Genomic DNA, 25641 nt, shown 5'->3' on the forward strand with positions numbered 1-25641 from the left:
TGGAGGATGCCAGGTCTCGGGCGGTGCCTGAGCATAATAGGAGGACTTTTTAAGTGAGCGGCTATAGCCTGTGAATCTAAAAGTCCCTATTATGTTTAGGACTTTTACAAAAGTCCGTCACGCCACACGGGGCGAGGCTTCTCCATTGTCATAATTTCCGATAGCAGTTTTGACTGGTATGTACCAAATGACCTTGACGGATGTAGTCATTAATCCACTTGGCCGTGGTACTCTCAGGATAGCCTTGCTTCTTTGATATAGCCCGATAGGTCTCTCTGTCAAATGTGTCTGGTAGGGCAGCCAACAGTTGTTCCATCTTTCCTTTCTTCGTGACAATCTCCCCCTGCCCATTAGTAGTGACCTTGCTCTGTGGCAAATGGGCATAGCAATAGACTGTATGGTAGATGAGAACATCACCTATCGCCATAGCGATGTCGAAATCATCTTTTGAGCATCGCAACAAGATCCGGCTACCGTCCTTTGGAGTCAGTGCAGAAGGATTGGACGTTTCGTCCATAAACCTGATAGAGGTCAGTACCATCATAATGCGAAACACGGTGAAGGCCAAGCGGCGTACTACACTCTGCATATCATGCGAGATGTCATCGACCGCCGCTTGATTCATCTGCCTGAAATGCTCATTGAATACCTTGCAGTATTCTTGAGGGATGACAATGCGGTAACTGCCACCACGGAAGAATGACTCGCGACGTTGCTTGTATAGCTTACCCAACTGGAAGAATCTCTCACGCAAAGTGTAGTTATCAGAATTGTGGCTGACACTCTCGACAAGGACATCACGGAACTCTGCCTTGAATGGCATGTGATAACAGGTGATGCGTGAGAAGGTGCCATCCTCAGCCTGAGGTGTCAAAGTGTAGAGCTGTCCAGGCGTTCCAGAAAGACATATGGCAAGCATCGGTCTCTCAATGACACGATATTCGTCATCCTTTCTGCGGCTCAGGTCTATGGGTTCATGGTGATAGCTCTTGCGGATGATGGTGCTGTAGTCACCATACTCCGATTTCAGTATGGCGCTCAGTGTATCACATTCCGTATCGAATATCAGACCTATGCCGTCGTTGTTGTCCAACTGCTGTATGACGGATGCCGCACTACTGTTGGTAGGAATGAAGAGTGTACGACGGTGTGGTGCTTCATCAACATTGGAAGTATCTTTCTCGCCAGACTTTGACTCGCTTTTACTCTCCTTATATTCTCTCATCAGCCGCTCGGAAGCTTCACGCAGTTCGTTGTGGATGGGAGCCACAATCTCGCGACAATATTTCAGCGAGCCTTTGCCCATACCGGCATCGGCCATAACAAAGAAGTATAGCATAGGGTACCAATCATCGTAATTGTACTCACCGACCACATTGTGAAGTGTGGCTGAGATGCAAGTCAATGTGCCCATCAGCATCATTTCTCGGTCATCTTCGGAGATGCAGTTGCCCAACACTTCCTTCAAGAAAGGTGGAAGCATGTCGTATATGAAGGCAGGGAAATGTGGAAGGGATTCTTCATCCAAAATCCATTTGGAGTCCACTTCGATAGGCTGGATATTTGGTTTTTTGGATATTTGGTTGTCAGAACCAGAAGTCCAAATATCCAAAGTTCCAACGGATGACTTTTGGATTTCTTTGGGATTGGAAATGTCTATACCAGCATCTTTCGCCATCTGAAAAAATGTGGCAATAGATATGCCATCCCCATGTGCAGACATTTGTTGTATTGTTTGTCTGTATCACTTGCCTTATACTCGGTGTTCTGCCGACTGACACGGTGGAAGAATCCTCTTCCTGCCTCTTGGAACTCACTTGTAAGAGCAAACCCAACTTTCAGCCAGTTGGCATAGCCATTCGTAATATCTATTCCCTTCTGTTCAATAAGAGAAAGGACACGCTCTACCTTGGCTCGGGTGTCTTCGATTGTGTTGGAATCTGCAAACGGCACATTACTTGTGTTACAGTCCTTTGTATTATTCTTAGAAGGGACATTCTCCCATTCTTCTGGTGAAAAAGTTTTCATTTTTAACGTTGTTGTACTTAGGGTTAATATAAGCTTCTGGATCATGTGGAATGAAACAGGAGCGAGAAACATCACTGCCAGATTTGTCTGGCTCAGGATAGCCATTGGCCACGAGATAGTTGTACACTGCATTGAAGAAACGGCTATGCTCCCATCCTATGCGGAATACTTGGATTATCCACTTCAACCCATCGCCAGAAGGAGAGCGAAAAAGGAGTTCTGTCTCAAAGCAAGGGTCATTGAGCAGTTTCTCATGCAACAAAGGAATGTCGGTCACATGGTCGAAGTCGATACAAAGCAGATCGGACTGTTGCAACAGGCCGTCCCTGTTTCGAGTATGAAAGATACCAGAGAATGTGCAGAAGTCAAAGTTCTCAGCTTTGTACTTCCGTGCCTGGTCTTTGCCCGTAATGGAGCGCAGCATCTCTGTTTGCTTCTTTGCATACGGGCCAACGATGTAGCGGTAAATGTCAGGAATGCCGATGCAGCGCAGTGGCTCCGTGTTGCGGATGGGCTTTCGGAAGAAGGAGAAAGACAGCAGGTCTCCCTCTTTGACTCCGAAAAACTCCTCATAGACAGAAAGGTGGTTATACATGGTTGCGTCTCACCTCCTTTCTTCCTTTGGGATTATTGGCTACATACGCACGTGCTTCATCGTAAATGTCATTGACAGACTTACGATTCGTCTGCATTAGCCAATTGTCGATTTCCGACTTACGGAAGATGATGCTCTTTCCATTCTTGTGGAAGGGAATGGTACGGCTGCTTGTCCAGCCATAGACGGTCTGCTCGGCTGGATGGTTGGGGAGGTAGTTACAAAGGTCTTGTAGCGAGAACCAGGCATCAGCCTCTACGTTGTTGTTAGACTGCAGAGCGTCGAACTTCTGTTCAAGCGTCTCCAACTTTTCTAAAATGCTTGCCATAAGCTGCGGCATCGCATCGAATGATGGTACTGTTGTACACATATAAATGATGTTTTAAGTTGGCTGCAGCTTATGCTACAGTCACTCTCTTTGGGAAGAAAGCGACTGCAAAAGTATCGTGAAAAGCAATGGTGATTTCGGTATGATTCGAGGCATAAAAGGAACATACTCAGCATGGTCTTATCTTATCTGTATCAAGCTGATAATCAGCGATTATAAAAATAATAAAGCTGAAAAATAATATTATTATGGCATCGTTATGATTGGTAACATATCCCTATCATAACGAAATTGACATCAAAAGACCAAATACACAAAAGCCACTCACGTATGAACGTGAATGGCTAAAAGGAGAAAACAGCATAAATATTGCTGTATGACGAAGATTAAGATTGCGGAATTGGACTATTCGTTTTTGGGGCTACCGGAAGTTCCAATCATATCATCAGAGAGATTGATTTGAATGGCATCAGCGGCAGCATCCTTCTTTGCATCAACTATCTTGGCATAGATTTGAGTTGTTGTTACCTTCTTATGACCGAGCATTTTGCTGACGGTATAGATGTCCGTACCATTAGTCAACTGCAAGGTTGCATAGGTGTGGCGAAAACAGTGAAAGGTGATGTGTTTGGTGATACCAGAGGCTTCTATCCATCGTTTCACAGGTCGGTTAATCCATGATGGGTCTTGTAGCCCTTCAAAGACAAGGCGGTCTGCATCCCCTCGTTCACCACATAAGGAATATGCTTGGTCAGAAATTGGCATATACTCTACACCCTTGGTTTTCTGTTGGGTAAAATGGAGCTGGTAATGTTCCTTGTCTTTCACAATATCGCGCCACTTTAGCTGTTTGATGTCACTATGACGTAATCCTGTCAAGGCAGAAAATAAGGCTGCTCTTTTGAGAATTTCGCTATCGCATGGTGTTGCTGCCAGTTGGTTGAGTTCCTCCAATGTCAGATACTCGCGCTGGCTTTCCTCGTAGTAGATGTTCTTAACTTTGGCTGCAAGGTCGATGGTCAAGTAACCATCGATGAAGGCTTGATGAAGACCTGCCTTGAATATCGAGAAATAGGTCGAGGCGGTATTGGCTGATATGGTTCCTGTCTTACTGCCTCCTTGGGGCGCATTGATAAGGTAATCCTTGTAGTCTTCGATGAGATTCAGGTCTATGCTACCAAATAGAAGCGGCTTCCCATCTGTATATAACTTCAGAAGTGCAAGTTCACGATTCCAATTGACTTGAATGGATTTGGAACTATTCTTGTGACGCTTCTCCTTCAACTCTTCAAAGTACTTGATAAAGTCGCACTTTGACCTTTCGTTTTGTGCTGCTTGTTCAGCCTCTCTATCTGTGTACAATGACTGATTATCGTATTCGTGCTGACGGAGGTCACGTACCTTATCAGCAAAGATGCATGCTTCTTGGTCCTTTTGTGAACGGCACAGGATGATTCCATTGGCATCACGCTTGGGGCGATAGTAGGCTTTGCCATCGGCCAATGTCCTACCAGAACTATTCTTATCAAAGATAGGAGTAGTTATAAACCGCCCAAGTGGTTCATGCTTACGGAGAGGCTTATCCTTGCCAGGCTCAAAGACAGGAAAACTTTCAATGAGCAATGACCACTGCTCCTTGTATTCAGATTTGCGGAGTATTACTTTGAATACCGTGCGCTTCATAGGAGTCTTCATAGTTTGATGGATTTGTAGAGTTTGTCGATTTCTGATTTTGGAGCGTAAACATAGTTACCTATCTGTCGGGTAGGGATGGAGAACTTGCGGATATGAGCCCATACGGATGAATCATGAATCCTGAACTTCTTCGAGATTTCTCCTATGGTATAGCAATTCTCTGGTTCCATGTTGTATGTTTTTGGTATAGGCTTCTTGGCAGCCTTCCGCACTTTCTTCCTCAGTTCGTAACGCTCATCCAAATCAGAACGTTTCAGCCTTAGCTGACGTTGGCCGAGATTAACGGCCGGAAGTTTCTTTAATCGAATGTCACGATACAATGTACTACGTTCAACGCAGTACATTGCTATTGCCTCTGCTGCTGTTAGATACTCCTTGATGTCTGGAATTTCCTTCGCCATCTGCTCATACTTCTTTTCCTTCTCTTCCTGAGCCTTTTTCCTCTTAGAGGCTACAGCGGAACAGTTGTGAGAACAATACACAGCATCAATGGTGCGAATCTCAAAGATGGTTCCGCATATAGGGCACTTCCTTCGGATATGATAATTTGCCTTTGCCATTTCTTACATATAATAAGGTATATGTCTTTAAGTTTAACTTCGTCAACCTTTAAGTCGCGTGAACGATTTGGCGCAAATTTACGATAAAAATCCGAAATCAGAGCCAAATACACAAAGTTTAACAAAATAAAAATCGGTGCAACTCAATGAGTTACACCGATTCGCTTATTATTGTTTATTGCTGTTTATCAAACTTACTTCACCTCCTCGAAGTCTGCATCCTGGATTGTCTCGTCGCTCTTAGCGTCGTTGCCAGCCTGCTGAGCACCTGCCTGAGCATTTGCACCCGGCTGTGCGCCACCCTGATACATCTGTGCAGAAGCAGCCTGCATTACATTATTGAGGTTGGCGATGGCTGAGTCGATGGCTGCAACGTCGGCTGCCTTGTGAGCGTCCTTGAGCTGCTGGAGAGCCTGTTCGATGCCCGGCTTCTTGTCAGCAGGAATCTTGTCACCGTTGTCCTTGAGGAAGTTCTCGGTGGTGAAGATCATAGAGTCAGCCTGATTGAGCTTGTCGATCTTCTCGCGCTCAGCCTTATCAGAAGCAGCGTTCTGCTCTGCCTCAGCCTTCATGCGGTCGATTTCCTCCTTGCTGAGGCCTGAAGAAGCCTCGATACGGATGGCCTGCTCCTTGCCTGTAGCCTTATCCTTAGCCGATACGTTGAGGATACCGTTGGCGTCGATATCGAACGTAACCTCAATCTGAGGAACACCACGGCGAGCCGGAGCGATGCCTTCGAGGTTGAACTGACCGATTGACTTGTTCTGTGCAGCCATCGGACGCTCGCCCTGGAGTACGTGGATAGTTACGGCTGTCTGGTTGTCAACGGCTGTTGAGAATACCTCGCTCTTCTTAGCAGGGATAGTTGTGTTAGCGTCGATGAGCTTTGTCATTACGCCACCCATTGTCTCGATACCGAGAGTAAGCGGAGTAACGTCGAGCAATACGATGTCGCCCACACCGCTCTCCTTGTTCAGGATAGCACCCTGGATAGAAGCACCAACGGCTACAACCTCATCAGGGTTAACACCCTTTGAAGGCTCCTTGCCGAAGTAGTTCTTAACGAGAGTCTGAACGGCAGGTATACGGCTTGAACCACCTACGAGTATAACCTCGTCGATATCTGAAGTCTGGAGCTTTGCGTCGCGCATAGCGTTCTGGCAAGGTACAAGACAAGCCTGGATGAGGTTGTGGGCAAGCTGCTCGAACTGTGAACGGGTCAGAGTCTTAACCAAGTGCTTGGGCACACCGCCCTCGGCTGAGATATACGGAAGGTTGATTTCGGTAGAAGTTGTGCTTGACAACTCGATCTTAGCCTTCTCGGCAGCCTCCTTAAGGCGCTGCATAGCCATCGGATCCTTAGAAAGATCGATGCCTTCATCGGCCTTGAAGCCCTGTACGAGCCAGTCGATGATTACCTGGTCGAAGTCGTCGCCACCGAGGTGAGTATCACCGTTGGTAGAGAGAACCTCAAACACACCACCACCGAACTCGAGGATTGAGATATCGAATGTACCGCCACCGAGGTCGAATACGGCAATCTTCATATCCTTGTTGGCCTTGTCTACGCCGTAAGCAAGAGCTGCTGCTGTAGGCTCGTTCACGATACGGCGAACGTTAAGACCTGCAATCTGACCAGCTTCCTTAGTAGCCTGACGCTGAGAGTCAGAGAAGTAAGCCGGAACTGTGATGACTGCGTCTGTCACTTCCTGTCCGAGATAGTCCTCAGCGGTCTTCTTCATCTTCTGAAGCACCATTGCCGAGATTTCCTGCGGAGTATACTTGCGGCCGTCAATGTCAACGCGTGGGTAGCCACCTTCGTTAACTACAGAGAACGGAACGCGTGTAACCTCCTTAGCGCACTGCTCATAGGTCTCACCCATGAAGCGCTTGATAGAATATACGGTGTTCTTCGGGTTGGTGATAGCCTGACGCTTTGCAGGGTCGCCTACCTTACGCTCACCGTCCTTTACGAATCCAACGATTGAAGGAGTTGTACGCTTGCCTTCGCTGTTGGCGATTACTACAGGTTCGTTGCCCTCAAATACGGCAACACATGAGTTTGTAGTACCTAAGTCGATTCCAATGATCTTTCCCATAATTGTATCTTTTTTTATTTTTATTCTGATTTATAAATTTGTTGATTGATTGAACTTGCGTTCGCCGTATAATATACAAATGCTGTGCCAAAAACCTTGATGCTGAGTTTTGGCTGACATTTTAGTAGACAGAACTTCTGTCAATATGGCACAGAAAAGTAAAAAGGAAAGATTTATATGACATTTTTTGCAAAACGATATAAATTAAGTACTTTTGCAAAACTATTATTCACGTGCGAATGGAAAACCTTATCACAATATGAGATTTACACCTTATTATATATTATATGCTCTGCTTGCCTTCCTGACATTGCCCATGTCGGTGCAAGCGGAGGTGCAATCTTCCGACTCGTCAGCCACCCGTCACTTCGTACATCAATTGATGTTCGACTATCGTCCGGGCGCAATTCTTCACACCAACGACTTTCTGCGTGGCAAGAACCCCGAAGTTCGCACCATGAACCACGATATGGGTTATTATCTGAAGTATGCCTTCTCCGCCCCCGAGGACAGCGAGCAGGCAAGCATTTATCGTGATGCCTATCAAGGAGTGGGCATCGGATGGAACGAGTTCAACCCCCAGTTGGGCAATCCCGTGTCTGTTTTTATACTGCAAGGAGCGCGCATAGCGAGCCTTAGCGACAGGCTTTCGCTCAACTACGAGTGGAATCTTGGACTCACCTTCGGTTGGAATCCGTACGATGCCGAATCTAATCCCGACAACAAGCTGATCGGTTCGCGCGTGACGGCATACATCGGTCTCGACATGTATATGCGATGGATAGCGTCGCGCCATGTCGACATCAACCTCGGATTCAACGTTACGCACTACTCCAACGGCAACACCCAGTTTCCCAACCTTGGACTTAACACCGTGGCTTTGCGTATAGGTGCAGCCTATTACATCAACCGTCACACGCCGCGCCTGCTCTATCGCCACACGCACGTGCCACCGGTGCGCCACGACATCACCTACGACCTCATCCTATACGGCGCCTGGCATCAGCGGGGATTCTACGACTACGACGGCAACGCATACATATTTCCCGAGAAGTTTGCCGTGGCTGGATTCAACTTCAATCCGATGTACCGCTTCAACCACTGGCTCAAGGCGGGCATCTCGCTCGACGGCACCTACGACCGCAGCTCCAACATCGTCATAGGTGACAATCCTACTGACGAAACTATCGTTCCGCTATACTCCCGACCGCGTTCGGCGTGGCGCCAGATGGCACTCGGAGCGTCGGCACGTGTGGAATTCTGCATGCCCTATTTTGCCATCAACTTCGGCATGGGCAGCAACTTTCTCAACGCCACCGACGACTTTCACGGAATATACGAGCTGCTGGCGCTTAAGCTGAACATCACCCGACGCTTGCTGTTGCACGTAGGCTACACGCTCAACGACTTCCACAGGCCCCGCCACCTTATGCTTGGCGTGGGCTGGCGTTTCGGATGTCTCGGTCGGTCATAGCCGCAACGCACGAGTCCGACCATACATTCTCAGCAGTCTCAATCATGTCGAGCACGGTGAATACGGGCAGGATGATGCCCATGATGGCTATCGGTGCGCCCACACCCGACATGAGCGAGAGCGTAAGGAAGTAGCATCCCATAGGCACACCGGCGTTGCCGATAGCCGCAACCACTGATATGAAGAGCCACATGATCATCGTGCCCCACGTAATCTCCACTCCGCCGTTCTGCATCACGAACAGCGACGTGACGAAGATGAACGCCGCGCAGCCGTTCATGTTTATAGTTGTGCAGATGGGCAGCACGAATCGTGCCACACGACTGTCTACGCCCAGACGCTCCTCGGCGCTCTGAATGGTGACGGGCAGCGTAGCCGCCGAACTCTTGGTGAACAATGCCATGAGCACAGCCGGAGTCATGGCGCGAGCCACGCGTATAGGGTTCAGTCCGCGAGCCATGAGGAACAGTGGTAGCACCACGCAGAACTGCAGCAGATTGCCGCCCAATATCACAGCCACATACTTGCCTATCGACGTTACTACAGTGCCTGCCGTAATCTCAGCCGATAGCTGTGCTGCAAACGCCACGATGCCAATCGGCAGTATGTCGATGAGCCAATGAATGAGCGTAGACACAAGATTCTGCAGTCCGTTGAGTCCGTTCATCAGCGTGCGCTTGCTGTCCGTCTCGGGCATACGTGCCAAGGCGATGCCCACAGCCACAGCAATGAGCAGCAGCGAGAGCACATTGCCCTCAACCAGCGGGCGCAGCACATTGTCGGGCACAATGCCTATGATGTAGTCCATGTACGAAGCGTCGCCCAGTTCCTGCTTCACCGAGTCGATGCCCGTGTCGCCCTGGATGGCGTCAAGCGGCAGATTGTCGGGCGCGATGAACCTATAGAGCAGCATGCCCACAGCCGCAGCAGCCACCGTAGTGAGCAGCGTGTATGTAAGCGTGTGGCGGAATATGCGGCCCGTATCCTTCTGTGTGCCGAACCGTGCGAGCGTAGTAGTGACGGCAAGGGCTATGGTAGGTATTGCCACAAACTGAAAAAGGCGTGTGTAAATGGTAGCCACGAAGTTGGTGACGCTGTCGATCCATCCCACACCAAGCATTCCGAGCACCGTACCCACGACAAGCGCTCCGAGCCACAACCAGAAGTTCTGCGACTCAGCGCAACTGTGCTGAGCCATCTCTTTTTTATTATCCATTTTCAATTCTTTTTACTGCTTTAATGGGTATAAGATCCCGTCCGTTTCCAAATGTAGTCCTTTTGGCTTCCAAAAGGAGTCCTTTTACCGTGCAAAAGGAGTCCTTTTACACCTCAAAAGGGACCCTTTTACAATGCAAAAGGAGTCCTTTTGCAAGGCGGTGACACCACGTCAGGAATTTCCAAGGATTTATATCCCTTGCGTTATGTTAGCATTATTGCTGAGAATGGATGCAAAATTACAAAACTGTCGTCATTCTTGCAATAGTCTGAATTTGGTATTTTCGCTACGAAACCTATGATTTTTCATCGGAAAAGGCTAACTTTGTAAGCGAAAGTACATTGAGCGTGCTTGCATCAGATTAACCGACAATAACTGACATTTACTAAAACCCAATCAATAATGAATAAAAACAGACTAACTGTCGCATTGTGCGCACTCGCCATGACCGCCCTCACCGCCAGCGCACAGAAGACAAAGAAAGCCGACCTTTTCCCACTCGGCAATTACGAAGAACTTACCGACACCAAGCCGCACGACTCCGACGCTGCATGGGCTAAGCTCGTTCAGCCCACCCAACTGAGCTGGGCGTCGATCGACACACGCTACCGCCGCCTCGACATTCCGAAGGTGAAGCAGCAGAACATGGTAAGCCTGAAGGCGTGGCGTGGCGAACGTGTCAACGCACAGGCCCTCTTATGGACCAATGTCGACCTCGACGACGTGCAGATAACGGTCAGCGACCTGCGCTCGGGCAATTCCGTCATACCCTCGTCGGTACTCCGCACCAACTTCGTGCGCTACGTCATGACCGACGAACTCAACAAGGACGGTAGCGGATGCGGCTATCGCAATCCTGCCGACTGGGACTCGTCGGTAGTGGCAGACGTGCTCGACATCAACAAGACATTGCCCGTGCGCCGCAACACTACGCAGCCTATATGGGCTAATGTATGGGTGCCGCAGGACGCAAAGCCCGGTAATTACACAGCACAGATTACCGTGAGCGGCAAGAACATGAAGCCTATGTCGCTGCAGCTCAAGTTGCAGGTCATCAACCGCACGCTGCCCGCACCGCAGCAGTGGACCACCAATCTCGACCTCTGGCAGAACCCTTACTCAGTGGCACGATACTATAAGGTGCCCCTCTGGAGCAAGGCGCACTTCGACGCAATGCGCCCCATCATGAAGATGCTTGCCGATGCCGGACAGTACAGCATCACCACCAGCATCATGCACAAGCCCTGGAACGGACAGACCGAGGACCATTACGACTCAATGGTGACACGCATCAAGCACATCGACGGCTCGTGGACGTTCGACTATGCCGTCTTCGACCGCTACGTGGAGTTCATGATGAACGATGTCGGCATCAACCGGCTCATCGCCTGCTACACCATGATACCCTGGGACCTGCGCTTCGACTACTACGACGAGGCTACCAACCGCATGAAGTTTGTCAAGGCAAAGCCCGGCGACAATGCTTACACCGAATACTGGGGCACATTCCTGCGCGACTTTGCCCGTCATCTGCGCCAGAAGGGATGGTTTGACAAGACCTGCATAGCCATGGACGAACGCCCGATGAAGGACATGCAGGCTGCAATAAAGGTGATAAAGGATGCCGACAAGGACTATAAAATCTCGCTCGCCGGCATATATCACGATGAGATTGAGCGCGACCTGTATTATTATTGCATAGCCTACGGCAACGATTTTCCGTCCGAAGTGCTGGCTCGCAGACGTGCCGAAGGCAAGATAAGCACCTACTACACATGCTGCACCGAGGGATTTCCCAATACATTCACGTTCTCGCCACCTGCCGAGGCGGCATGGATGGCTGTGCACGCATTGGGCGGCAACTACGACGGCTACCTGCGTTGGTCGTACAACAGTTGGACACGCGACCCGCTGCGCGACTCACGTTTCCGCTCATGGGCAGCCGGCGACACCTATTGTGTCTATCCCGGTCCGCGTTCGAGCATACGTTTTGAACGACTGATTCAGGGTCTGCAGATTTGCGAAAAAATCGTTCAGCTGCGCAAGGAATATACACGCACCGGACAAAAGGCAAAGTTGCAGAAGCTGAACAAAATGGTCAAGAAGTTCACACCGCAAGTTGTGCCCGCCAGCAAGCGTGCCTTGGCAGCGCCGATGGTGGAGGAAATTGAGCAATTGCTCAATTAATTAAAAAATGAGAGTTGAAAGTTGAGAATTGAGAGTTATGATTACCTTTTTAAAACATCGTAATTACGATGATATTGTATATAACATTGTATATAGCATATCATAACTCTCAACTTTCAACTTTCAACTCTCAACTATTGAGATTCTCAACTTTTTATTAGATGAAAATGTACTTCATCACAAACAGCACCGCAAGTATATAGAGCGTGATGTTGAGCTTCTTGAAGTTGCCGCAAATGACATTGATGGCAACATAAGAGATAACACCGCACAGAATACCGTCAGATATGCTGTATGCCAGAGGCATCATGACGATTGTAATGAATGCCGGGATAGACTCAGCCAAGTCGTCGAGGTCGATATCCTTGATTGGCGACAGCATGAACAGACCCACGATGACGAGCACCGGTGTAGTAGCAGCAGCCGGAATCGAAAGGAATACCGGAGCGAAGAACAATGCTATGACAAAGCACATAGCCGTTGCAAAGGCTGTAAGACCCGTACGGCCGCCCTGGGCAACGCCCGATGCACTCTCAACATATGTAGTCGTGGTGCTGGCACCGAGACAAGCGCCGGTCATAGTGGCAATGGCGTCTGCCATGAATGCCTTGTTCAGTCCCGGTATGCGGCCGTCCTTCTGCATCATTCCCGCCTTGGTGCATACGCCTACGAGCGTGCCCATGGTGTCGAACATGTCGATGAAGAGGAATGTGAACACCACAATAAGCATATCAATAGTAAAGATATGGTGGAATTCAAACTTACAGAATATAGGCGCAATCGACGGAGGTATGTCGATGATGCCGTTGAAATTCGTTATGCCCATAGGTATACCGATGAGCGCAGTGGCAAGAATGCCGATGAGCAGCGAGCCCGGCACCTTCTTGATTACAAGTACTGAGGTGATGATAATACCAATTACACCGAGTAGGGCAGAGCCGCCTGTCAGCTTGCCGATGGTCACGAATGTGGCTGAATTCTCAACGATGATGCCGGCGTTCTTGAGTCCGATGAAGGCGATGAAGAGTCCGATGCCCGCACCGATGGCTCGCTTGAGCGTTGTGGGGATAGCGTCGACGATGAGTGTACGTATCTTCGTCACGGTCATCAGCACAAAGAGGAATCCCTCAATGAGTATGGCTGTAAGCGCAAACTGCCACGAGTAGCCCATAGTGAGGCACACGGTGAACACGAAGAAGGCGTTCAGTCCCATGCCCGGAGCAAGTCCGAAAGGCTTCTTGGCGTATATCGACATTATGAGTGTGCCGACAATGGCAGCCAAGGCTGTTGATGTGAACACGGCATTGGTGTCCATGCCCTGCGATGCAAGGTTGGAGAAGATGCTCGGATTGACAGCGAGAATATACGCCATGGTGAGGAATGTGGTCACGCCGGCCATTATCTCGGTGCGGATGTTGTGCTTCTTGGGGTCGAAGCCAAAGAGTTTTGAAAGCATAGTCTTATCGTTATTAAAAACCTTTTTACTCTTTTACCTTTTTACTTTTTTACCTTTTTCCCTTTTTACTTTTAGGTTCAGGCTTAGAAGTCCCACTTCACGCCAAGGCAGGGACGGCACTTGAATCCGCCGGTAGAACCGAAGTTGTTAGACAGCTCAATCTCTGTACCGAGGCTGAGGTTGTCTACACCGAAGTGCTGGCCTACGTTATACCACAGCTGAGGCTCTGTAATGAATACGGTAGACTTCTTGTCTGCAGTGCCGTCTTCGCGGAAATCAACGAGATGGTCTTCCCACCAGAAATCGGCAAAACCGTCAAACTTCAATCCCTTGACACCGAAGAGGTCGTTCATAGCCCATACTGCTGTGAACTGCATAGGAACGTTAGAGTCCTTCTCCTTGATGTTCTTGTAGAGAGCCTTGAGGTTGAGCGTGTTCTTGAAGTCCTTGGTGTGCATGAAGTAGTCGACACCTGCGAGCCACGCATTGTTGATAGGATAAGAAGCAGTGATACCACCGTTGTACTCTACTTGGAGCGAAAGGTTCTTGATAGCTGAGTTCTGCCAGAAGTTAAGGCAGCGTGCTATCTCGAAGTAAGTGCCACCAGGAGCCAAGTTCGGACCTGCAACGTGCTGGTCGTAGTTGAAGTCGTGGTCGATGAAGAAGTAGGTGTTGCCCCACTTGTCCTGCTTGAACATCTCAAGCGTGAGGGTTACGAACTTGCGGTCAGAGCCGAAATCATAAAACAACTGTGCGTTTACCTGTGCTTTGGCCTTGGCCGGTGCAATGAACATGATGGCAAGAATGGCCATCACGAGAGTCAATTTGTTGGCTTTCATTGAATTGTTATTTAAAATTGTTGTTGCAAAATTAGACATAATTTTTGAAATATTAAGCCTTCAACGTCCTAATAATGTACATTAATATACAATTATACGTGGCTCGGGATAAATTTCGGGTAAAAATGTGTAATTTTGCAATTAGAAACCAAACAAACGAATGAAATTATACACTGATGCCGAACTGGCACAAATCCTTGACAAGAACATATTTCACCGCATAGGCGAGGTGGCTGACGAATTGGGCGTAGAGTGCTATCTCGTAGGCGGATATGTGCGCGACATTTTCCTCGAACGTCCCACCAACGACATTGATGTAGTGGTGGTGGGAAGCGGTATCGATGTGGCAACAGCACTGCAGCACAAATTGGGAAAGAACCCGAAGACGGGCAGATGGCGCGCCCATCTGGCTGTATATCGCAACTTCGGCACGGCGCAGGTGAAGTATCACGACACCGAAGTGGAGTTTGTAGGCGCACGACGCGAGAGCTATGACCGCTCGTCGCGCAAACCTATCGTCGAAGACGGAACCCTGGAAGACGACCAGAACCGCCGCGACTTCACCATCAACGCTATGGCTGTATGCCTCAATCACGACCGTTTCGGCGAATTGGTCGACCCCTTCGACGGCATTTACGACCTTGAGGACGGCATAATACGCACTCCGCTCGACCCCGACATCACCTTCTCCGACGATCCGCTACGCATGATGCGCTGCGTAAGGTTCTCCGCCCAGCTGCGGTTCTACATCGACGACGAGACGTTTGAGGCTCTCGGACGCAACGCCGAACGCATAAAGATAGTGAGCGGCGAGCGTATTGCCGACGAACTCAACAAGATAATGCGCACCCCACAACCCAGTCGTGGATTCGTGGAGTTGCAGCGTTGCGGACTGTTGCAGCTCATCATTCCCGAACTCTCGGCTCTCGACGTGGTGGAGACACGCAACGGACGCGCCCACAAGAACAACTTCTACCATACGCTTGAGGTTGTAGACAATGTGGCAAAGCATAGCGACAACCTTTGGCTCAGATGGGCAGCGCTGTTTCACGACATAGGCAAACCCAAGTCAAAGCGCTGGGAACCCGCCATCGGATGGACGTTCCACAATCACAACTATCTTGGTGCTAAGATGATACCGGGCATTTTCCGCCGTATGAAACTGCCCATGGATGCCAAGATGAAGTATGTGGAGAAGATGGTAGACCTGCACATGCGCCCCATCGCAATAGCTGATGAGGAGGTGACGGATTCTGCCGTTCGCCGACTGATGAACGATGCCGGCGACGACATCGACGACCTTATGACGCTTTGCGAGGCTGACATCACGTCGAAGAACGAGGTGCGCAAGAAGCAGTTTGCTGAAAACTTCCGTATGGTACGCGTGAAACTTGCCGACCTGAAGGAGCGCGACTACAAGCGATTGCTGCAACCCGTAATCGACGGCAACGAAATAATGCAGCTCTTCAATATGCAGCCCTGCCGCGAGGTGGGACTCCTTAAGCAATATCTTAAGGATGCGGTGCTCGACAATAGGGTGCCCAACGAGCGCGAACCGCTTATGCAACTGCTCGTGGCGAAAGCCAAGGAAATGGGGCTTGAATTGAGATAATCCAAAACGAAAAGTAGGAGGCTATGGCGTCCCCGTCATAGTCTGAGCAGTTGGTTGGCGCATTACTAAATTAGTAATATAATGTGCTTTTTTGATTGCTCAGGCTATGGCGGGGACGCCATAGCCTCCTACGGTTTTTGACTGTTATATATTATAATGTGTCACTCTACATCATTTATGTGTCACTCCATATCATTTATGTGTCACTCCATATAATCGTTGCTACCAAATTCATGGACAATTCGTGATAATTCGTGACCCGAAAAAGCCTACAAATTATTCTTCTTCTTCATGCTCTGCTGCCTACGGTATTCTGTAGGCGACACTCCGAGATGACTCTTTGTGAACTTTCCGAAGAACGAGAGGTTGGGGAATTCCAATATGTCTGCAATCTCCTTTATCGACATATTCGAGTGACTCAGATAACGTTCGATGCTCTTCACCGTCGACTGGTGAATCCATTCCAGTGCCGTCTTGCCCGTCACCGTCTTCGACACGAACGACAGATACTTTGGCGTTATGCACAGTTCGTCGGCATAACGTTTCACCGAGCGCACCTTGCCTTCATTAGCCGAGAGCAGATCGGCAAACTTACGGAACAGCAGATTGGCCTGCTTTGTCTCGCCGCCGTCGTGCGAATACTGCACATGCGGAGCAATGATGGCAAACAGCTCGTACATAGCACACTGGAATAGGCTGTGCATTATCTCCTTGTGGAAGTAGCCGTGGGGCGACTTTATCTTATGCGCAATAATCGAGTAATACTTCGTGATGAGAGCCTGGCGCTCGTTGTCGAGACTGATAACGGGATTTGTGGCAACATATCCTATAAGGTCGAGCACGTCGCGGTTGATGCGCATGTTGCGTTCGGCAGCCGCATACGACAGTCCGAATATCCTCGACTCAAAGTCGGGCGAAATCATATAGTTGCTATACACATTGTTGGGCAGTCCTATCATCACCTCGCCAGCCTTGGCGGTGTATGTCTTTCCGTTGACGTCGCACTGCATACGACCCTTGACACAGTAAACCATCATAATCATGTCAAGCTTTACTGAGCCGTCTACCGACTTGCCTCCGAGATGCTCGAATATGACAATGTCGCCGTCGGAATAGTCAGCCACACCCCTTTCGAGGATGTAGTCGAGGTCGATTTTCTGTGCAGAGTTGTTGTTGATGTCCATATATGTTCCTCCTACATGTTTCTGTTATAACTATCGTTCCATTTTTTTCAACTACAAAGTTACTTGTTTTTACGTAAAAAAGAATAATATAGATGTGGGTTTTTATGTTATAATTTTCCTTTTGTGGAAAATATTATGTGTCACGATTATACAATTCGACCTATTAGACAATCTTTGTCGGAAGCAGAAAGAAATACGCAAAATACTCGAAAATAACATTTTAACGCCATTTTTGTTGACAAAAGACTCACAAATGTAAGTTGTTTATAATAAAAATTGTAACTTTGCAACCAAATTTCAGGAATAAGTTAACAAACAAATAAACATACAAGACATGAATGTAGCAATTGTTGGAGCGAGCGGAGCAGTAGGACAGGAGTTCCTTCGCATACTCGCAGAGAGAGAATTTCCAATTGACAACCTTGTGCTGTTCGGCTCAAAACGTTCTGCCGGAAAGAAATATACCTTCAAGGGCAAGGAGTATGAAGTGAAGCTCCTTCAGCACAACGACGACTTCAAGGACATCGACGTAGCCTTCACATCGGCTGGCGGTGGCACATCTAAGGAATTTGCCGACACCATCACCAAGTACGGTGCAGTCATGATTGACAACTCGTCGGCATTCCGTATGTGCGACGATGTGCCTCTGGTAGTGCCCGAGTGCAACGCCGAGGATGCCCTCAACCGTCCGCGCAACATCATTGCCAACCCAAACTGTACTACTATCATGATGGTAGTGGTGCTCAAGCCGCTTGAGGCTATTAGCCATATCAAGCGCATCCACATCGCAAGCTATCAGAGCGCAAGCGGTGCCGGCGCAGCTGCCATGGCCGAATTGCAGCAGGAATACAAGGAACTCGTCAACAACGAGCCTGTTACTGTAAGCAAGTTCCCCCACCAGCTCGCCTACAACGTGATTCCTCAGATTGACGTGTTCACCGACAACGGCTACACCAAGGAGGAGATGAAGATGTTCAACGAGACCCGCAAGATTATGCACAGCGACGTGCGCTGCTCGGCTATGTGCGTTCGCGTAAGCTCATTGCGCTCACATTCTGAGTCGGTATGGATTGAGACCGAAAGCCCCATCAGCGTCGAGGAGGCTCAGAAGGCTATCGCTGCCGCTCCTGGCTGTACGCTGAAGGACGATCCAGCCAACCTCGTTTATCCTATGCCGCTTGAAACAGCCGGCAAGGACGACGTATACGTTGGACGCATACGCAAGGACCTCGCCGACGACTGCGGACTCACATTCTGGCTCTCAGGCGACCAGATTCGCAAGGGTGCTGCACTCAATGCAGTACAGATTGCCGAGTATCTGCACAGCGTAGGACAAATCTAAACAGGGCGGCTGGAGTCGCTCTTGGAGTACGATATTTGTATTTCTAACCGCCCAAAACTGCGAGTTGAACGCACAAAGAAGTCTTTAGCCCGAAATTCGTGAGTTTTGCGCGTGCAGCATTATGTCGTTATGACACAGCGCGTTACGTGCCGTATGGGTGCGGATGTGCAATTTCAATAAACATAAAAGGAGTCCTTTTCGTAGCAAAAGGGCTCCTTTTTCGTTATAATTAAGCCTTCGTTGCATATCAAAAGTTGTCCTTTTGCCATGCAAAACGACCCCTTCTGCCATGCAAAAGGGGCTTTGTTGGTTGAAAACGGGGCTGCCGCCACCCTCAAAACCGATAAAACCGACTCTCGTAAACTCTAGAATCGATTTTTTGTTTGTAACGATTTTTTACTGCATGTACAATATTTGCATCATGCATGATGGCACTCGAAGCCTGCTGTATGCGCTGTTTAAAAATAGCAAAAAAAAGTTGACAGCATATCTGCATTCGCCAAATTATATGTATCTTTATGCTGACAAAACAAACAGGTTCGTTGAATCAATTTTAAACTAATATATAATATGTATACTTTTGCGTTGCTAAAAACAACCAAGATGAACTATCGCAAGGAACATATCATATACACTATGATGTGGATAGCATTGTACCTTTCGCCGCTTATGAGTATTTACATACGCATGTCGGTCAATCCTCATATAGTTTTTTCATGGGATGAGATAATAAACGCATGGGTATTCAATACCGTGTGGATTATACTGTTTGCCATACACAACTTTCTGCTTGTGCCTTTGCTTATCATCAAGCGTCGCACAGGACTCTACGCGGCATTGGTAGTGGCGCTGCTCGTTGCCACAATGTTTACACTCAGCGCCATTCGACCCTCACACAGAAAGATGCGCCATGCTACCCAAAGCTATGAATGTTGCGAGTACGGCTGCATGGATGCCCAGATGATTCCGCCTAAGCAGCAAACATTCTCAATGAGAGAAGACGCTCCGCTTGTAATGTTCGGACCGGGTGAGGTGGTGGCTTTCTTCGGCGGACTGCTGCTTATGGGCATGAATCTCGGCGTGAAGCTCTACTTCAGGTCGCAGGAAGCTACAAAGGCTATAGCGCAGATAGAGAAGCACGCCCTCGAACGGCAGTTGCAATACCTTAAGTATCAGGTCAATCCGCACTTCCTGATGAATACGCTCAACAACATACACGCTCTTGTCGACATCGACCCCGAGCGTGCCAAGGCTTCGATAGTCGAACTCTCGAAGCTGATGCGCTATGTACTGTACGAGGGAAACAACAAGCTCACGTCGCTCTCGCGCGAGGTTCAGTTCCTGCACAACTATGTCAGGCTTATGTCGATGCGCTATTCGGGCAATGTACGCATCTCGCTCGACGTGCCGGAGACATTGCCCGACAGCATGCTGCCGCCGCTACTGCTTGTCATCTTCGTCGAGAATGCCTTCAAGCATGGCATAAGCTATCGCAACAAGTCGTTCGTTGAGATAAGCCTGAAGCCCCAAGCCGACCGCCTGCTGTTCGACTGCCGCAACAGCCGTCAGCAAAATACGCAAGACGAAAACATGAAGGGAGGCGTCGGGCTGAGCAACGTGCGCCGCCGACTCGACCTGCTCTTCCCCGGTAATTACACATTAGACATAAAGGAACAAGAAGATACGTACGCCGTACATCTGGACATACCGCTTACCAATTGACAAGCTTATAGCCAAACAGGCAAATTCATAACAATGATCAAGACTCTCGTTATCGACGACGAGCCGCTCGCATTGCAGCAGCTCGCAGCTTACGTCAGGAAGATACCTTTTCTCGACCTTGTAGCCGAATGTCAAAGCGCCATCGAGGCACGCGACATAATAAACAATGAAAGAATTGACGCCATCTTTGTCGATATCAATATGCCCGACATGAATGGCATGGACTTTGTGCGCTCGCTGGCAGCGCCGCCGCTTGTGGTTTTCACCACGGCTTATTCGGAATATGCGGTGGACGGATTCAAGGTTGATGCCGTCGACTATCTGCTCAAGCCTTTCGGACTCGACGACTTCAAGCGTGCTGCCATGCGTGTGAAGCACCGCTTCGAACTCGAAAATCCTACTACTGCCGAGCCTACCGACTATAATGCAGCTGTCAATGCAGCCCCGTCGGTATCTGACGCAAGTTCTGCCGTTCACAGTGGAGTATCTTCCGACGACGAGTCGATATTCCTCAAGACCGAGCATCGAATCGTAAGGGTCGACATTGCCGACATACGCTACATCGAGGGAATGTCCGAGTATCTGAAGGTTCACATCGAGGGCCAGCACCCCATAGTCATGCTGTTCAGCATGAAGAAGATGGAAGAGCGGTTGCCCAGCCACTTCCTGCGCATACACCGGTCATATATTGTCAATATGAGGCATGTACAGGAAGTGACCAAGAACCGCATCGTGATGGATCCGGACACCTATCTGCCCATAGGAGATATGTATAAGGAACCGCTTTCGGCTTATCTCGCCGACAAATACTTCGGACGCTAAGGCCTCAGTACGGCACCCTCCTGGCGCTTTCCGTCCATCATTATCTTCAGCGGGCGGGCAAAACGCACTACGCGCACATGTTCGGTCTCCATCACCGAGGGCATTGCGTCGAGCTCGCTCTTGCAGAAGAATCCTTCACCACGGTTCTCGTCGATGGTGAAGTAGCCCACGCCAAACGACGTGAGGTTCTGGAAGAAGTGCGTACCTTGGCTCGGGTCGACACGATAGTTCTTCAGAGCCACTTCCACTATTACGCGTGCTGCCGATATGTGGGGCCACTTTACGGGTATTCCGAGCCATGAGTCGCTCGAACCCCAGCGTCCCGGTCCTACAAGCACGTAGTTTGTGCCGCTGTCAAGATACGTTTTGTTTATCTTTTCTATTTCGCGTGCTATCATTGGATTGTCCGATGCCGTGAAGCGGTCGTCGGTTTTCACATACACTATATCCGTAACGTCTTCCGTAACGCCGTGTCCCAGCGAGTTGTGCGAGCGCAGAATGCAGTCGGCATCGGGCACGGCCGCCACGTCTTCGTCAAGCATTTGCTTGGAGTCGACGATGGGTCGTATCTGCAGCAGATACAGCGCTCCCTTGCGGTCGGAGTTGATGTTGCACGCAAACTCTATTTCTACGGGGCGTCGCATCGACTCAGCTCCATACTTCATCGACAACTGTAGCAGCTGTGGCAGAGGAAAAACGCCGTGCTGCAACACCGAGGCGAAGGTTATAACCTTGCGCCCGCCGTCGTATATTCCGTCGCGTATCACCTGGTCGTATGGGTCGTAGGTCGAGGCAATGTAGTTGAGCGAATTGTCGCGCTCAGCCTCCTTCACCTTCAGGTTGAGTATGTTGAATCCGTCGTCCACCTTGAAGTCGTTGCCCACGTGGCGAGTGTCCAGGGCGTAGAAGCGTGTCTGTGTCTCGCGCAGAGCCGTGTCCAGCTCGCTGGTCTGCAATATCTGGTTGGGATGATAGGGCGAAACGCGCAGCGTCTGACCTCCGTCCACAATGTATTTGCCCAGTCCCAGTGCCAGCGATGCTATGCCGTCTTCGGCACGTTCGTCACCGATAGGGTAGTAGTTGAGCGATCGCAGCACACCCGATATGTTGGGATAGTAGCGTCCGTCATACTGCTTGCCCACCACTTCTTGCAGAATCACAGCCATCTTCTCCTGGTCTATCACGTTGCTCGTAGCCGTCATGTACGCCTTCGAGTCCTTATAGTATACCGATGCGTACACACCCTTGATGGCACATGCCAGCATTTCGAGCATGGCATACTTGTCCTCAAGATACGGAATCATATATGTGGAGTATATTCCGGCAAAAGGCTGATAGTGGGCATCTTCGAGCAGCGAGCTCGAACGTATGGCTATAGGACACTTCACCGCCTCAAAGAAGGTGAAGAAGTCGGCTATCAGCGAGTCGGGCAACTGTGCGTGCAGGAAGTGGCGCAGTATCTCGTCGTCCGAAGCGTCGCTCAGGGCTATCTGATACAGGTTGTTCTGATCCATGAATTGGTCGAACACGTCGGTGCAGAGCACTACGGTCTTGGGTATCTGCACGCTCGCTCCAGCAAACGTATTGAAGTCGGGATGAGTCTTGATGATGTTGTCGAGGAATGCCAGACCGCGTCCCTTGCCTCCCAACGAACCTTCGCCTATGCGTGCAAAGTGCGAGTAAGCGTCAAATTTCATGCGGTCGAACACAGCCACTACGCCCAGATTCTTCATGTGGCGATACTGCACGATGGCGTCGAATATGATTTCGCGGTGGGCGGTGATGTCCTTCAGACGGTCCCACGTTATCTTCTTCAGATACTCCGATACGGGGAAAATGGCTCTTGCCGAAAGCCAACGGCTCATGTGATTGCGCGAAATGTGATACAGCATCGAGTCGTCGGGTATCTTGAAGATGTTGTCCTGCAGCTCCTTCAGCGAGTGTATGCGCATTATCTCGGCCTTGGTCTTGGGGTCGCGGAATATGAAGTCGCCGAATCCCATGTGCTCCTCCATGATTGCACGCAGGTCGATCGACATCTTCTTCGAGTTCTTGTCGACAAAACGGAAGCCCTCTGCCTCTGCCTTTTCGCGATTGGCACTCTCCGTACTTTCCACTATCAGCGGCAGATAAGGGTTGTCCTTGTGTATATTGCGCAGCAGTTTGAGTCCAGCCTCGCTGTCCTTAACGCCGTCAATGGGGAATCGCACGTCGCTGATGACGCCCAGTACGTTGTCCGAATACTTGGTGTAGAGAGCCATTGCCTCCTCATAGTTGCGCGCAAGCACCACTTTGGGGCGTCCGCGCATTCGAAGTGTGGCGGCATGGCGGTTGAGCGCCTCGGTAGAGAAGCGTTTGCTCTGAGCCAGGATGTAATTATAGAGGTTGGGAAGTATGGAGCTGTAGAAGCGTATGCTGTCCTCCACAAGCAGCAACATCTGCACATTGCCCTCCTGAATGTCGTGGTCGAGGTTCATTTTGTCCTCAATGAGTTTTATAATCGACAATATCAGGTTGGTATTTCCAAGCCAGCAGAACACGTAGTCGAATATCGACAGGTCCTCGTTCTCCATTCGTTTCGTGATGCCGTGCGAGAATGGCGTCAGCACCACGCAATGAATCTTGGGAAAACCAGCCTTGATGTCGCGCGCCACCGAGAATGCGTCGTTGTCGGCATTGCCCGGCATACATATCACAAGGTCGATATTCATGGTGCGCAGCACCTGATAGGCTTCCTCCGACGTGCTCACCTGCGTGAACGTAGGCGGATAGCGCAGTCCCAACTCAACGTATTCGTTGTATATTTTCTCCTCAACACGTCCGTCGTCTTCAAGCATGAAGGCGTCGTAGGGATTGGCTACGATGAGCACGTTGTATATGCGTCGCATCATAAGATTCACGAACGTCACGTCTTTCAGGATAAACTTGCTGTATTCTTGCGGTATCATAGATTTAGTTTCCTCCTATGTCTTTTTTAGGTGTTTAACAATACAAATTTACACATTTAATTATAAAATCAGTAATTTTGCACTGACAAACATTTAATTAGCTTTACACTTATAGGTTTATGACACGTATATTGATTGTTGAGGACGACATTGCCTTCGGAACAATGATGCAGACATGGCTTAAGAAGAAGGGATTTGATGTGGACAAAGCCACGTCGGTAGGCGCTGCCGTGCGCCTCATCGGGGACAAGCCGGCATACGATCTTGTGCTCAGCGACCTCCGTCTGCCCGACCGCGACGGCTTGGAACTGCTCGCATGGATGCACAAGAACAATATGCTTATCCCGTTTATCGTCATGACCAATTATGCCGAAGTGCAAAACGCAGTATTGGCTATGAAGTCGGGCGCGGCCGATTATATAGCCAAACCCATTCAGCCCGACATCCTTCTGAGCAAGATTAAGGATGCGCTGAAGAATGCGGATAATGCAACGGCAGCTGCAACGACACCAACAAACAATACAACAACAACACCTCAACACCACAACACCACAACAAGACACATCGAAGGAAACAGCGAAGCGTCCCGCCAGCTCTACAGCTACGTCAGTCTTGTCGCACCAACGCCTATGTCTGTGCTCATTCTCGGAGCCTCTGGCACTGGCAAGGAATACGTAGCTCGTCGCATACACGAGCAGAGCCAGCGTGCCGGCAAACCTTTCGTGGCACTCGACTGTGGCGCCATACCGCGCGATGTGGCTGCATCTGAATTCTTCGGACACAAGAAGGGCGCCTTCACAGGAGCCGATGCTGACAAGTGTGGAGCCTTTGAGGCTGCCAATGGCGGAACTTTGTTTCTCGATGAGGTGGGCAATCTGAGCTACGAAGTACAAGTACAGCTGCTGCGAGCGCTACAGGAGCGTCGCGTCCGTCCGTTGGGCGGCATCGAGGAGCGTCCCATCGACATTCGTCTTGTGGCTGCCACCAACGAGAATCTGGAGCAGGCTGTGGCTGAAGGACGTTTCCGTGAAGACCTATACCATCGTCTTAGCGAGTTCACTATATACATGCCTCAGCTCTCAGAGCGTGGCACCGACCTCTTTCTTTTTGCCGACCTCTTCGTACGTCTTGCCAACGAAGACCTCTCGCGCAACGTTGAAGGCTTCGAAGCACGAGCCGCCGAGATGCTCGCTTCGCACACTTGGCCAGGCAATTTGCGCGAACTCAACAACGTCGTCAAGCGTGCCGTACTCGTGGCTCGCGGCCCGTACATCACGCAAGAGGAGCTGTCTGCCGCTATGGGCCCCGTGCGTCAGGAACCCATCACAGCCCTTCACGATGCCGATGCCGAACGCCAGCGCATACTCAATGCACTACAGCAATGTGGCGGAAACAAGTCGAAGGCAGCACGAATGTTGGGCATCGACCGTAAGACGTTATATAACAAACTGGGGTAATCCACACATTTATTGTGGAAAAATTCCACACTTATTCCACACTTTCTACACATTTCCATAATAGTACGAAAACGTTG

Annotated in this window: 19 protein-coding genes; 7 read left to right on the plus strand and 12 right to left on the minus strand. The window is 49.6% G+C overall.

Annotation, left to right across the window (positions count from 1 at the left end; all coding sequences use genetic code 11):
- Positions 1-148 precede the first annotated feature (148 nt).
- The 7 genes from I6E49_RS06875 to dnaK form a co-directional block, all read right to left on the minus strand.
- Positions 149-1678 (minus strand): DUF3987 domain-containing protein, encoded by a 1530-nt coding sequence (locus I6E49_RS06875; protein WP_235401233.1) that lies wholly within the window; start codon positions 1676-1678, stop codon positions 149-151.
- A complete protein-coding gene (locus tag I6E49_RS06880) occupies positions 1657-2028 on the minus strand; it encodes a PriCT-2 domain-containing protein (RefSeq protein ID WP_235401235.1) in 372 nt (123 codons plus the stop codon). The genes I6E49_RS06875 and I6E49_RS06880 overlap by 22 nt, the downstream gene beginning before the upstream one ends.
- Positions 1985-2623 (minus strand): BT4734/BF3469 family protein, encoded by a 639-nt coding sequence (locus tag I6E49_RS06885; RefSeq protein WP_235401237.1) that lies wholly within the window; start codon positions 2621-2623, stop codon positions 1985-1987. Before I6E49_RS06885 ends, I6E49_RS06880 begins: the two co-directional genes overlap by 44 nt.
- Positions 2616-2993 carry a helix-turn-helix domain-containing protein gene (locus tag I6E49_RS06890; RefSeq protein WP_235401239.1) on the minus strand — a complete coding sequence of 126 codons (378 nt, stop codon included), beginning with the start codon at positions 2991-2993 and terminating at the stop codon, positions 2616-2618. The genes I6E49_RS06885 and I6E49_RS06890 overlap by 8 nt, the downstream gene beginning before the upstream one ends.
- Positions 2994-3356: 363 nt before the next feature.
- Positions 3357-4646, minus strand: coding sequence for a site-specific integrase (locus I6E49_RS06895; RefSeq protein WP_235401241.1), 1290 nt, complete (start codon positions 4644-4646; stop codon positions 3357-3359).
- Positions 4643-5206: a helix-turn-helix transcriptional regulator gene (locus tag I6E49_RS06900; protein WP_044064329.1), complete on the minus strand. Its 564-nt coding sequence runs from the start codon at positions 5204-5206 to the stop codon at positions 4643-4645. The genes I6E49_RS06895 and I6E49_RS06900 overlap by 4 nt, the downstream gene beginning before the upstream one ends.
- Positions 5207-5400: 194 nt before the next feature.
- Positions 5401-7305 carry a molecular chaperone DnaK gene (gene dnaK, locus I6E49_RS06905; RefSeq protein ID WP_235401244.1) on the minus strand — a complete coding sequence of 635 codons (1905 nt, stop codon included), beginning with the start codon at positions 7303-7305 and terminating at the stop codon, positions 5401-5403.
- Between the two features lie 259 nt (positions 7306-7564).
- On the opposite strand from dnaK, the gene I6E49_RS06910 reads away from it, so the two are divergent.
- Entirely contained in the window at positions 7565-8779 is a 1215-nt protein-coding gene (locus I6E49_RS06910; RefSeq protein ID WP_235401246.1) for an acyloxyacyl hydrolase, read from the plus strand.
- Here the strand turns inward: I6E49_RS06910 and I6E49_RS06915 are convergent.
- The gene (locus I6E49_RS06915; RefSeq protein WP_235401248.1) at positions 8733-9995 is read right to left on the minus strand and encodes a dicarboxylate/amino acid:cation symporter; all 1263 of its coding nucleotides are present in this window, start codon (positions 9993-9995) and stop codon (positions 8733-8735) included. The genes I6E49_RS06910 and I6E49_RS06915 overlap by 47 nt on opposite strands.
- Positions 9996-10397: 402 nt before the next feature.
- Between I6E49_RS06915 and I6E49_RS06920 the strand changes: the two genes are divergently transcribed.
- Positions 10398-12182, plus strand: a complete 1785-nt coding sequence (locus I6E49_RS06920) for a glycoside hydrolase domain-containing protein (protein ID WP_441006965.1) — start codon at positions 10398-10400, stop codon at positions 12180-12182.
- 157 nt (positions 12183-12339) lie between these two features.
- Here the strand turns inward: I6E49_RS06920 and I6E49_RS06925 are convergent, their stop codons facing one another.
- Together I6E49_RS06925 and I6E49_RS06930 are read right to left on the minus strand one after the other, a co-directional pair.
- The gene (locus I6E49_RS06925) at positions 12340-13638 is read right to left on the minus strand and encodes an NCS2 family permease (RefSeq protein ID WP_235401250.1); all 1299 of its coding nucleotides are present in this window, start codon (positions 13636-13638) and stop codon (positions 12340-12342) included.
- Positions 13639-13721: 83 nt separating this feature from the next.
- Positions 13722-14477 carry a DUF5020 family protein gene (locus tag I6E49_RS06930; protein ID WP_235401251.1) on the minus strand — a complete coding sequence of 252 codons (756 nt, stop codon included), beginning with the start codon at positions 14475-14477 and terminating at the stop codon, positions 13722-13724.
- 160 nt (positions 14478-14637) lie between these two features.
- On the opposite strand from I6E49_RS06930, the gene I6E49_RS06935 reads away from it, so the two are divergent.
- Positions 14638-16089 (plus strand): CCA tRNA nucleotidyltransferase, encoded by a 1452-nt coding sequence (locus tag I6E49_RS06935; protein ID WP_235401253.1) that lies wholly within the window; start codon positions 14638-14640, stop codon positions 16087-16089.
- Positions 16090-16358: 269 nt separating this feature from the next.
- Here the strand turns inward: I6E49_RS06935 and I6E49_RS06940 are convergent, their stop codons facing one another.
- On the minus strand, positions 16359-17273 hold the full coding sequence (locus I6E49_RS06940) for a helix-turn-helix domain-containing protein (protein ID WP_235401255.1): 915 nt from the start codon (positions 17271-17273) through the stop codon (positions 16359-16361).
- Between the two features lie 334 nt (positions 17274-17607).
- Between I6E49_RS06940 and I6E49_RS06945 the strand changes: the two genes are divergently transcribed.
- From I6E49_RS06945 to I6E49_RS06955, 3 genes are all read left to right on the plus strand, one after another.
- Entirely contained in the window at positions 17608-18615 is a 1008-nt protein-coding gene (locus tag I6E49_RS06945) for an aspartate-semialdehyde dehydrogenase (RefSeq protein ID WP_235401257.1), read from the plus strand.
- Between the two features lie 603 nt (positions 18616-19218).
- Positions 19219-20337 carry a sensor histidine kinase gene (locus tag I6E49_RS06950; RefSeq protein WP_235401258.1) on the plus strand — a complete coding sequence of 373 codons (1119 nt, stop codon included), beginning with the start codon at positions 19219-19221 and terminating at the stop codon, positions 20335-20337.
- A gap of 33 nt (positions 20338-20370) precedes the next feature.
- Positions 20371-21159, plus strand: a complete 789-nt coding sequence (locus tag I6E49_RS06955) for a LytR/AlgR family response regulator transcription factor (protein ID WP_235401259.1) — start codon at positions 20371-20373, stop codon at positions 21157-21159.
- Here the strand turns inward: I6E49_RS06955 and I6E49_RS06960 are convergent.
- The gene (locus I6E49_RS06960; protein WP_235401260.1) at positions 21156-24107 is read right to left on the minus strand and encodes a PEP/pyruvate-binding domain-containing protein; all 2952 of its coding nucleotides are present in this window, start codon (positions 24105-24107) and stop codon (positions 21156-21158) included. The genes I6E49_RS06955 and I6E49_RS06960 overlap by 4 nt on opposite strands.
- A 119-nt stretch (positions 24108-24226) precedes the next feature.
- Here I6E49_RS06960 and I6E49_RS06965 point away from each other — a divergent pair, with 119 nt between their 5' ends.
- Positions 24227-25564: a sigma-54-dependent transcriptional regulator gene (locus I6E49_RS06965; protein WP_235401262.1), complete on the plus strand. Its 1338-nt coding sequence runs from the start codon at positions 24227-24229 to the stop codon at positions 25562-25564.
- The last annotated feature ends 77 nt before the right edge of the window (positions 25565-25641 follow it).

Source organism: Leyella stercorea, from assembly GCF_021531655.1.

Coding starts and splice junctions, on each gene's coding strand:
- I6E49_RS06950 (WP_235401258.1), top strand. CDS start 19,219: ATGAACTATCGCAAGGAACATATCATATACACTATGATGTGGATAGCA.
- I6E49_RS06885 (WP_235401237.1), bottom strand. CDS start 2,623: ATGTATAACCACCTTTCTGTCTATGAGGAGTTTTTCGGAGTCAAAGAG.
- I6E49_RS06910 (WP_235401246.1), top strand. CDS start 7,565: ATGAGATTTACACCTTATTATATATTATATGCTCTGCTTGCCTTCCTG.
- I6E49_RS06875 (WP_235401233.1), bottom strand. CDS start 1,678: ATGGCGAAAGATGCTGGTATAGACATTTCCAATCCCAAAGAAATCCAA.
- I6E49_RS06965 (WP_235401262.1), top strand. CDS start 24,227: ATGACACGTATATTGATTGTTGAGGACGACATTGCCTTCGGAACAATG.
- I6E49_RS06920 (WP_441006965.1), top strand. CDS start 10,398: ATGAATAAAAACAGACTAACTGTCGCATTGTGCGCACTCGCCATGACC.
- I6E49_RS06900 (WP_044064329.1), bottom strand. CDS start 5,206: ATGGCAAAGGCAAATTATCATATCCGAAGGAAGTGCCCTATATGCGGA.
- I6E49_RS06940 (WP_235401255.1), bottom strand. CDS start 17,273: ATGGACATCAACAACAACTCTGCACAGAAAATCGACCTCGACTACATC.
- I6E49_RS06960 (WP_235401260.1), bottom strand. CDS start 24,107: ATGATACCGCAAGAATACAGCAAGTTTATCCTGAAAGACGTGACGTTC.
- I6E49_RS06930 (WP_235401251.1), bottom strand. CDS start 14,477: ATGAAAGCCAACAAATTGACTCTCGTGATGGCCATTCTTGCCATCATG.
- I6E49_RS06895 (WP_235401241.1), bottom strand. CDS start 4,646: ATGAAGACTCCTATGAAGCGCACGGTATTCAAAGTAATACTCCGCAAA.
- I6E49_RS06915 (WP_235401248.1), bottom strand. CDS start 9,995: ATGGATAATAAAAAAGAGATGGCTCAGCACAGTTGCGCTGAGTCGCAG.
- I6E49_RS06925 (WP_235401250.1), bottom strand. CDS start 13,638: ATGCTTTCAAAACTCTTTGGCTTCGACCCCAAGAAGCACAACATCCGC.
- I6E49_RS06935 (WP_235401253.1), top strand. CDS start 14,638: ATGAAATTATACACTGATGCCGAACTGGCACAAATCCTTGACAAGAAC.
- dnaK (WP_235401244.1), bottom strand. CDS start 7,305: ATGGGAAAGATCATTGGAATCGACTTAGGTACTACAAACTCATGTGTT.
- I6E49_RS06890 (WP_235401239.1), bottom strand. CDS start 2,993: ATGTGTACAACAGTACCATCATTCGATGCGATGCCGCAGCTTATGGCA.
- I6E49_RS06945 (WP_235401257.1), top strand. CDS start 17,608: ATGAATGTAGCAATTGTTGGAGCGAGCGGAGCAGTAGGACAGGAGTTC.
- I6E49_RS06880 (WP_235401235.1), bottom strand. CDS start 2,028: ATGAAAACTTTTTCACCAGAAGAATGGGAGAATGTCCCTTCTAAGAAT.
- I6E49_RS06955 (WP_235401259.1), top strand. CDS start 20,371: ATGATCAAGACTCTCGTTATCGACGACGAGCCGCTCGCATTGCAGCAG.